Raw genomic sequence first — 8,821 nt, 5'->3', positions numbered from 1 at the left:
GATTGGGGGGTGTCGGGGGATAGGACTGACTGACAGCAACCCATTGCGTTCGTTTGCCGCGACTGCGATGTTTACCAAATGGGTCGCCGCATCTGGCTCGTTTATGCAATTTCGGTGGCACTTAGTGCCTGCGCCGATGAGTCGGAGACATCGCTCAGGAAGCAGTCTCCCGCGACACGCCAATGCTCTGCGGATTTGGGGGCGACTAGGGCGGCAACGCTCGTCGAACAATGCATTCAGGTTTCGCCTGCCACGCGACCGCCCTGCAACGCTCAGAACTCTTGTGCCATGATCCGAAACGAGATCAGACGCGGCTGCGACTACATCGGCGAAGGAAAGCCCGACTTCTGTGGAAGTTAGGAGCGGGCTTCTACACGAAGTGCGCCATTCGTGCAGGTCGCGTTAGTCTACCCCCCAAACGGCGCATTCAACCTCACGATTGCCCGGTTGAGCACGCCCGCGAACGTCACCCATATCAGATAGGGCAGCACCAGCAGCCCGGCGAGCGGGGTGATACGGGCCAGGCCGACCGCGAGCACCGCGACCGAGACCCATAGCCCGACCACCTCGATCAGCGCCCAGTCGGGCCGCCGCGCCATGAAGAACAGCGGGCTCCAGGCGAGGAAGAAGGCGCCGTTGACGCCGAACAGGATCAGCACGTCGCGGCGCGCGGCCGCGTCGGGAGCGGCGTTCCATGCGACGACGGCGGCGGTGGCGGCGCAGGCGAGGATGATCGTCCAGGCGGGGCCGAACAGCCAGTCGGGCGGCTTCCATTCGGGCTTGCGCAAATTCTTGTACCACGGGCCGATGATCGTCGTCCCGCCGCCCGCCAGGCCGAGCAGCAGCGCGATGCCGCCCGCGACCCACGGTGGCGACAATTCAAAGCCGTTCATGTTTGTCTGCCCTGATTGACACCCGGCATCTTGCCGACTGTCCAACGCATGTTACACAGCATGGGTGCGCCAGCCTTTCCCTTTTTCCGCGATCGTCGGGCAGGACGAGATGAAGTTCGCCCTGTTGATGAGCGCGGTCGACCCCAAGATAGGGGGCGTGATGGTGTTTGGCGACCGCGGTACGGGCAAGTCGACCGCGGTGCGCGCGCTGGCCGCGCTGCTGCCGCCGATTCCGGCGAGCGACGCGGGGTTTCAGGACGGCAGCCCGAAAAAGGGCAAGGTGCCGGTGCCGTTCATCGACCTGCCGCTGGGCGCGACCGAGGACCGCGTGGTCGGCGCGCTCGACCTGGAGCGCGCGCTGGGTGAGGGGGTCAAGGCGTTCGAGCCGGGGCTGCTCGCCCGCGCGCATGGCGGGTTCCTCTATATCGACGAGATCAACCTGCTTGAGGACCATATCGTCGACCTGCTGCTCGACGTCGCGGCGTCGGGCGAGAATCTGGTCGAGCGCGAGGGGTTGAGCGTGCGCCACCCGGCGCGCTTCGTGCTGATCGGCAGCGGCAATCCTGAGGAAGGCGAGCTGCGCCCGCAATTGCTCGACCGCTTCGGCCTGGCGGTCGAGGTGCGCACGCCCACCGCCATTCCCGACCGGGTCGAGATTTTGAAGCGCTGCGATGCGTTCGAGCGCGATCCCGCCGGCTTCACCGCCGCCTGGGACAAGGCGGAGCGCAAGACGCTGCGCCGCATCGCCAAGGGGCGCGAGCGGCTGGGCGCGGTGACGATGCCCGACGCGATCCTGGCGCGCGCGGCGATGATCTGTGGCGCGGTCGGCGTCGATGGCCTGCGCGGCGAACTGACGCTGATGCGCGCGGCGCGGGCGTTCGCGGCGATCGAGGGGGCGGACGAAGTGCGCGAGAGCCACCTCGATCGAGTCGCGCCGATGGCGCTCCGGCACCGGCTGCGCCGCAATCCGCTGGACGACACCGGGTCGACGGTGCGCATCGAACGCGCGCTCGGCGAACTGGCGGCGGCATGACCCCTGCGGGCGACGCGTCGCCCGTGGCGGAGATTGATCCCATCGCCGATGCGCTGCTCGCCGCGCGATTGTGCGCGGTCGATCCGATGCTGGGGGGCATGACGCTGCGCGGGGCGTCGCACGAAACCGCCGAGGCGATCGTCGCGGCGGTGCGCGCCGGGCTGGGCGCGGATGCGCCGGTGCGCCGGGTGCCGGGCAATGTCGATCTCGACCGGCTGATCGGCGGGCTGGACCTGGGCAGCACGCTGGCGTTCGGCCGGCCGGTGGCGCAGCGCGGGTTGCTGGCGGAGGCGGCGGGCGGCGTGGTCGTGCTGCCGATGGCCGAACGTGCCGCGGACAATGTGGTCAGCCAGATCGCGGTGGTGATCGATACCGGCGACGTCGTGCTGGAGCGCGACGGCATGGCGTCGCGCACGCCCGCGCGCTTCGTCACGATTGCGCTGGACGAGGGGCAGGGCGATGAGCGCGTCGCGCCCGCGCTGACCGAGCGGCTGGCGTTTGCCTTCGACGTCGTTGGCGTTCGCAGTCATTCACCCTTCCCCTGCAGGGGAGGGGCAGGGGGTGGACGCGCGCCACAAGCGCAACGCCCAGTGGACAGCCCCCACCCCAACCCCTTCCCTGAAGGGGAGGGGCTCAGCGAAAATGGCCGCGCTGCAGGCCACTCAGTTGTATGGTGGGTCGGCGCGGTCACGATAAGCGACGCGCAGGTCGAGGCATTGGCAGGCATCGCCGCGGCGCTGGGCATCGCATCGATCCGTGCGCCGATCTTCGCCCTCAGGGCGGCGCGCGCGCTGGCGCGGCTGGACGGTCGAGCTGTGGTGAGCGACGATGACGTTGCGCTCGCCGTGCGGCTGGTGCTGGTGCCGCGCGCGACGCGGCTGCCGGACACGCCCGAAGCGGAACCGGCCGAACCCGATGCGCCCCCGCCGCCGCCAGAGTCTTCCGATCGCCCCGCCGACGAGAGCCAGGATGCGCAGCAGCCGCAAAAGCTCGACGATGTCGTGCTCGACGCGGTGCTGGCCCAGCTGCCCCCCGACATGCTGGCGGCGATTGCCGAGGGGAACCAGGCGCGCGGCAAGCCGGGCGCAGGCGGCGCGGGCGAGCGGCGGCGGTCCCCGACGCGCGGACGGCCGGTCGGCACGCGCGCGGGCATCCCGCGTCATGGGTTGCGTCTCAGTCTAATCGATACGATCCGCGCGGCGGCGCCGTGGCAGCGACTTCGCGGGCGCGACGATGCGCGCGTGCGTATCCGCAAGGACGACCTGCGCATCCGCCGGTTCGAAACGCGCGCGGAAGCGACGACGATCTTTGCGGTCGATGCGTCGGGATCGGCGGCGCTCGCCCGGCTGGCCGAGGCCAAGGGCGCGGTCGAGCTGATGCTGGGCGAAGCCTATGTGAAGCGGGCGCAGGTCGCGCTGGTCGCGTTCCGGGGCGAGGGGGCGGAGCTGTTGCTGCCACCGACCCGGTCGCTGGCGCGCGCGCGCCGGGCGCTGGGCGAGCTGCCCGGCGGGGGCGGCACGCCGATCGCGGCCGGGCTGCACGCCGCGCTCGAACTGGCGCAAGCGGCGAAGGCGCGCGGGCGCACGCCGTTTGTCGTCGTGCTGACCGACGGCCGCGCTAACGTGACGCTGGCCGGTCTGGGCGACCGTACGCGCGCGCAGGCAGAGGCGCAGGCGGCGGCGCGGATGATTGCCGAGGCGGGCGTGGCGGGCGCGTTCGTCGACATCTCGCCACGCCCCCGGCCGGAGGGGGCGCTGCTCGCGGCTGCCATGCGTGCGCGCTATCTGGCGCTGCCGCGTGCCGATGCGCGAGAGATGCACCGCGCGGTCAAGGCGGTGCAGGCATGACGCTGCGCTTCGATCGCGACGGCCGCGACTGGCCCCACCGCGACGCCAGCCGTTTCGTGAACCTCGGGCGGCTGCGCTGGCACGTCCAGACAATGGGCGAGGGCCCGGTCGTCCTGTTGCTCCACGGCACAGGCGCGGCCACGCACAGCTGGCGCGGGGTGATGCCGCTGCTGGCGGAGCACTTCACCGTCATCGCGATGGATCTGCCCGGCCACGGCTTCACGACCGGGCGGCCGGCGGGTGGGCTTGCAATGCCGGCGATGGCGCGCGCGGTCGCCGACCTGCTCACCGCGTTGCAGGTTCAGCCTGTGGCGGTCATCGGCCATTCGGCGGGCGCGGCGATCGGGGTGCGGCTGGCGATTGACGGATGGGTCGCCCCGCGCGCGGTGATCGGGCTGAACGCCGCGCTGCTGCCCTTTCCGGGGCTCGCCGCGCGCATCTTTCCAACGCTGGCCAAGCTGCTCTTCGCCAACCCCTTCGCGCCCTATATCTTCTCGCGGATCGCGCAGGGTCCGGGTGAGGTTGCGCGGTTCTTGCTGCGCAGCACGGGATCGACGATCGATGCGGAGGGTGTTGCGCTGTACACGCGGCTGTTCAGCGACCCCGGCCATTGCGGCGCAGCGATCGCGATGATGGCCGAATGGGACCTGGAGGCGTTTGCGGCACGGCTGCCCGCCCTTTCGGTGCCGCTGACCCTGCTCCACGGCGATCGCGATGCCGCGATCCCGGCGCGCACGATGGCCGAGGTGGCGGCGATGGTGACCGGCACGCGCACCGAGCTGCTCGACGGGCTGGGCCATCTGGCGCATGAGGAAGCGCCGGCGCGGGTGGTCGAACGCGTCCGCGTCGCGCTGGCGGACGTAGCTATGTCAGCCACAGAATGACCCGTTGCTCGACTGCGCTCGAAACGAACGGAACAAGGGGAATAGGAGCCGGCCTATGCATTCAAACCTCTACGGCCTGATCGAGCTGATCTTCACCGGCGGCGTCGTGCTCGCGTTTCTCGGGTGGCAATATTGGTCGGTCAATCGCGAGATCGCCAGGGACAAGCGGAAGGCGAAGCCGCCCACGCCGGAATCAGACGCCTGAGTTGATCTTCGGTTGGCGGATTGTCCCTTCGCCTGAAGCGGAGTGCGTGCCGGACAGGCCCCACCCCAACCCCTCCCCTGAAGGGGAGGGGCTTGACGAGCCAAACTTGTCACAAGTTTCAACCGTCACCCCGGACTTGATCCGGGGTCTCGCTGCTTGACCTGCCGCAGGAAATAGCGGGACTCCGGATCAAGTCCGGGGTGACGGCCAGCTTATGACCACCGGCGTCAGAATAACGCGCGCGGCATCCGGTAAGGCAGCATGGTCTGGATGACCGGGTTGGCGAAGCGGGTGAGCGACAGGCTCTCATGCACCGCGAATGCGTCCTCTCCGAAAAGCCGGGTGTGCAGGCCCGAGCGCGCGTAGAATGGCGCGTCGATCCAGGTGCGCCGCACGCGGGCGCCGTCGCCGCCGTCGCTGCGCGTGCGCCGGTCGACCAGCCAGCCTGTGCGCGGCAGGCGCTGGCTCGGCGGCGCTTCGACATCGCGCCATCGGCCCTGTCCGTCGCACAGCAGCGCCAGGTCGAAGGGCCGACCGTCGCGGCGCACGCCTTCATAGATGACCGCGACGTCGCGCTTCAGGTGCGCGCGCGACCAGTGCCAGTCGCGAAACCCCGCCTCCAGCGGCTCATCGCCGAAATTGCTGTCGAAATAGCCGGGGCCGGACCAGCTGACGCCGGGACGGTCCATGGTCACCTCGACGCGCGCGCGCGGGCTGACCGGGTGCCAGCGATGCCGCGCGTCGGGATCGAGCGCAAAGGCGGTGGTCGCGATCATCTCGGGCCACAGCCGGATGCGTCCGCGCACGCGATAGGGCAGGGGCGCCGACCATTCGTCGATGTCGATGGTCAGGCAGTCGCCGTCCCACCGCATCGCACTGGGCCCGACCTGAAAATGGTCGGCGCTGCGGTCGACCCGCCCGACCCCGCGCTCCGTCATCGCCCAGGCCCCCGCGCGCGGGCCGTTCATCGCGATGTTGATCGCGCAGTGATTGTCGGGCCGGCCGCGCCCGGTGAGCTTGTAGTAAGGGGAGAAGACGCTGCCGACAAAGGCGATAATCGTCAGCCCGTACTGCCCGTCGTCGCTGTTCGCGTCGATGTACCACCAGGCATAGCCCTGGGCATCGACCGTGACGTCGAAGCGCGGTCCTTGCGCCAGCAATCGACGGCAAGGCTGGCGGACAGGGCGGCCATCGGCAGGCCCGCGCCCGGGTGCGTGCTGCCGCCCGCGCAATAGAGCCCAGGGATCCTGGTCCGGCTCCCCTGGCGCCGGAAGGATGCCGCCCACCCGTGCGAGGCCCGTCCATAAAGGGCTCCACCCGTCGACGGGCACAGTTGCTCGAACTCGGTCGGGGTCAAAAGCCGGGTAGCTTCCGGCTGCAAATCGAGCGAAAGCCCGGCTTGCGACAGCCGATTGCGCATCGCGTTCGTGCATTGGTCGATCTCCGACGGGGAAAAGCCGCCCCGGTCGCCGCGCGGCGGGGCATTGACGATGATCTGAAAGCGTTCGGCCGCGCCATCCCGGGCGCAGGCACCGATGTCGTCGCGATCCTGTGCGCAGACATAGACGGTGGGGTCGCCCGCCAGCCGGTTGTGGCCCAGCGCGGTAAACTCGGCCGGATAGTCGTTGGAAAACAGGACATTGTGGCGAACCAGCGGGAATCCGGTTGCCGTGGCGCGCGCCAGCCAGACGAATGCGCCCAGCGATCGCGCCGCGGGAGGCACCGCGGCGACCGCGCCGGCGGCGGCGGGACCGAACCGTCCGGCTGCGATCGCGGCGGGATCGGCGTTGCAGATGACGGCGCGCGCGGCGAGATGCTCGCCCGACGCCAGGCCGACGCCGCTCGCGCGGCCGTGCGCGACGGTGATCGCCGCCACCGGGCTGTCGTAGCGATAGGTGACGCCGAGCGACCGGCCCAGCGATTCGAGGGCGCGGGCAAGCGCATGCATGCCGCCGTCGATGAGCCACACGCCGCGGGCCTCGACATGCGCGATCAGCATCAGGGTGGCGGGACAGGCAAAGGGCGACGAGCCGCAATAGGTGGCGTAACGCCCGAACAACTGGCGCAGGCGTGAATCGCGGAAATAGCCGCCCAGCGCCTTCCACATCGATTCATAGGGCCTGAGGTTGAACGCGCTGGCCGGGCGATGGCGCGCGATTCGCCAGGTCAGCGTCAATGGATCGGTCTTCGGTGCGTGAAGGAAGCTCGGTTCGAGCGCGTCGAAGATGCGCTGGGCCTCGGCCCGAAAGGCGCGATAGCCGCGCGCTTCGCCGGCCCCCGCGAAATCGCCGATCGCCGCTTCGCTGGCGGCCGGATCCGCGAACAGGTCGAGCCGCGCGTCCGCGCCCCAGCCGTGCCGGGCGAGCAGTGCGGCGGGGCGCACGGTCAGGTAATCGTCGATCGACGCCCCGCATTCGGCGAAGATCGCGGCAAAGGTGTCGCGCAAGGTGAATACGGTCGGACCGGCGTCGACGGCTTCGCCCGCCACATCGATCGCGCGCAGCTTGCCGCCCGGCCCCGCCTGCGCCTCGACCACGGTGACATGATCCCCCCGCGCGGCACAGAGCGCGGCCGCGACCAGCCCGCCCATGCCTGCGCCAATGATGATCACCCGATCCGCCATGTCGTGCCGGTCGCGTCCCTCCTGTGCGGCATCGCAGGTGCGGCCGACAGCCGCCCGGCGATGCGATCGCGATTGACCCGATGCTAACATGTGTCAAAACCGTTGGACATATGGTTTGTCCATTCCGCGCGTCCGTCCTTGATCGGCGTGCGGGATCCGGCGGGTGAGGGGGGCGGCGATGGCGTGGCGGACGCGCTGGATCATGTGGCGCAACGCCATGCTGGCAAGCCCGGGATTTCAGCGGTTCGCGGCGCGGTTTCCGATCACCCGCCCGGTGGCGCGGGCCAAAGCGCGCGCGCTGTTCGACCTGGTCGCTGGCTTCACCTATTCGCAGACGCTGGCGGCGGTCATTGAAACCGGCTGGCTCGACCGGCTGGCCGAAGCGCCCCGCGACGTCGAGTCGCTCGCCGGGCAGGCCGACCTATCGACCGAAGGCGCCGAACGACTGTTGAAGGCCGCGGCGGCGATCGACCTGACCGAGCGCCTGAATGACGGACGCTGGACGCTAGGCCAGGCGGGCGCGGCGCTGCGCGGCAATGCCGGGATTGCGGAGATGGTGCGCCACCATCACCATCTTTATGCCGACCTGGCTGATCCGCTGGCGCTGCTGCGACGCGGCGGCGCGGGCGAATTGTCGGAATATTGGCGTTATGCGCGCGCCACGGGCACCGGCAGCGCACAGGAGGTCGCCGAATATTCCGCGCTGATGGCGGCGTCGCAACCCATGGTCGCCGATCAGGTGATCGACGCCTATCGATTCGGCCGCCATCGGCGGGTGATGGATGTGGGGGGCGGCGAGGGCGCGTTCCTGGCCCGGCTGGCTGCGCGAGTCGACGGGCCGGAACTCGCGCTGTTCGACCTGCCGTCGGTCGTCGACCGCGCGGCGGCGCGGCTGGCGTCGGCAGGTGTGGCGGATCGGGTGCGACTCCATCGCGGCAGCTTCCTTGCCGATCCCCTGCCGCAAGGTGCCGACTGCATCACGCTGGTCCGCATCCTGCACGATCACGACGATGAACCTGCACAGCAATTGCTGCGCAATGTTCATGCAGCACTGCCCGCCGGGGGACGGGTGGTCATCGCCGAACCGATGGCCGATACGCCATCGGCCCGCGCCATGGGGGACGCCTATTTCGGCTGGTATCTCCTGGCCATGGGATCCGGCCGTCCACGCCCGGCACGCGAAATCAAGGCGATGCTGGCCGCAAGTGGTTTCACGCAAATACGGCGCATTCAAACCGCAATGCCGGTCACAGCTTCTATGATCATTGCTTCGCGGTAACGATCCAAGCGTAAAGTCAGATTGACAATCATTACTGTCCAGCTAGACTGACACTTA

8 protein-coding genes are annotated in these 8,821 nt (G+C 69.5%); 5 read left to right on the top strand and 3 right to left on the bottom strand.

All coding sequences use genetic code 11. The annotated features are described in order from the left end of the window. Positions 1-407 precede the first annotated feature (407 nt). A complete protein-coding gene (locus AX676_RS02560) occupies positions 408-893 on the bottom strand; it encodes a TspO/MBR family protein (protein ID WP_231726075.1) in 486 nt (161 codons plus the stop codon). Between the two features lie 64 nt (positions 894-957). Here AX676_RS02560 and AX676_RS02555 point away from each other — a divergent pair, with 64 nt between their 5' ends. From AX676_RS02555 to AX676_RS17620, 4 genes are read left to right on the top strand one after another with little or no spacing between them, the layout of a single operon-like run. Beyond that, a complete protein-coding gene (locus AX676_RS02555; RefSeq protein WP_066482767.1) occupies positions 958-1,926 on the top strand; it encodes an ATP-binding protein in 969 nt (322 codons plus the stop codon). Then, entirely contained in the window at positions 1,923-3,773 is a 1,851-nt protein-coding gene (locus tag AX676_RS02550; protein ID WP_066482766.1) for a magnesium chelatase subunit D, read from the top strand. Before AX676_RS02555 ends, AX676_RS02550 begins: the two co-directional genes overlap by 4 nt. After that, positions 3,770-4,657: an alpha/beta fold hydrolase BchO gene (bchO, locus tag AX676_RS02545; protein WP_066482764.1), complete on the top strand. Its 888-nt coding sequence runs from the start codon at positions 3,770-3,772 to the stop codon at positions 4,655-4,657. Before AX676_RS02550 ends, bchO begins: the two co-directional genes overlap by 4 nt. Before the next feature lie 55 nt (positions 4,658-4,712). Next, positions 4,713-4,862 (top strand): hypothetical protein, encoded by a 150-nt coding sequence (locus AX676_RS17620; protein WP_156437840.1) that lies wholly within the window; start codon positions 4,713-4,715, stop codon positions 4,860-4,862. 227 nt (positions 4,863-5,089) lie between these two features. Here AX676_RS17620 and AX676_RS02540 read toward each other — a convergent pair whose 3' ends face one another. Beyond that, complete coding sequence (locus AX676_RS02540; protein ID WP_231726144.1) at positions 5,090-6,022, bottom strand: hydratase; 933 nt, start codon at positions 6,020-6,022, stop codon at positions 5,090-5,092. Next, on the bottom strand, positions 5,923-7,485 hold the full coding sequence (gene crtD, locus AX676_RS02535) for a 1-hydroxycarotenoid 3,4-desaturase CrtD (protein WP_066482762.1): 1,563 nt from the start codon (positions 7,483-7,485) through the stop codon (positions 5,923-5,925). The genes AX676_RS02540 and crtD overlap by 100 nt, the downstream gene beginning before the upstream one ends. Before the next feature lie 178 nt (positions 7,486-7,663). Between crtD and AX676_RS02530 the strand changes: the two genes are divergently transcribed. After that, positions 7,664-8,764, top strand: a complete 1,101-nt coding sequence (locus tag AX676_RS02530) for a methyltransferase (protein WP_066482760.1) — start codon at positions 7,664-7,666, stop codon at positions 8,762-8,764. The last annotated feature ends 57 nt before the right edge of the window (positions 8,765-8,821 follow it).

This window comes from Sphingomonas sp. CCH21-G11, assembly GCF_001555965.1.
Lineage (GTDB): Bacteria > Pseudomonadota > Alphaproteobacteria > Sphingomonadales > Sphingomonadaceae > Sphingomonas.
The sequence above is the reverse complement of the archived record's forward strand: the minus strand, read 5'-3'. Positions and strand labels throughout refer to the sequence as shown.

Bases quoted from the DNA above. Each gene is read 5' to 3' on its own strand.
- AX676_RS02560 (WP_231726075.1), bottom strand. From the start codon at position 893: ATGAACGGCTTTGAATTGTCGCCACCGTGGGTCGCGGGCGGCATCGCG.
- AX676_RS02550 (WP_066482766.1), top strand. From the start codon at position 1,923: ATGACCCCTGCGGGCGACGCGTCGCCCGTGGCGGAGATTGATCCCATC.
- bchO (WP_066482764.1), top strand. From the start codon at position 3,770: ATGACGCTGCGCTTCGATCGCGACGGCCGCGACTGGCCCCACCGCGAC.
- AX676_RS17620 (WP_156437840.1), top strand. From the start codon at position 4,713: ATGCATTCAAACCTCTACGGCCTGATCGAGCTGATCTTCACCGGCGGC.
- crtD (WP_066482762.1), bottom strand. From the start codon at position 7,485: ATGGCGGATCGGGTGATCATCATTGGCGCAGGCATGGGCGGGCTGGTC.
- AX676_RS02530 (WP_066482760.1), top strand. From the start codon at position 7,664: ATGGCGTGGCGGACGCGCTGGATCATGTGGCGCAACGCCATGCTGGCA.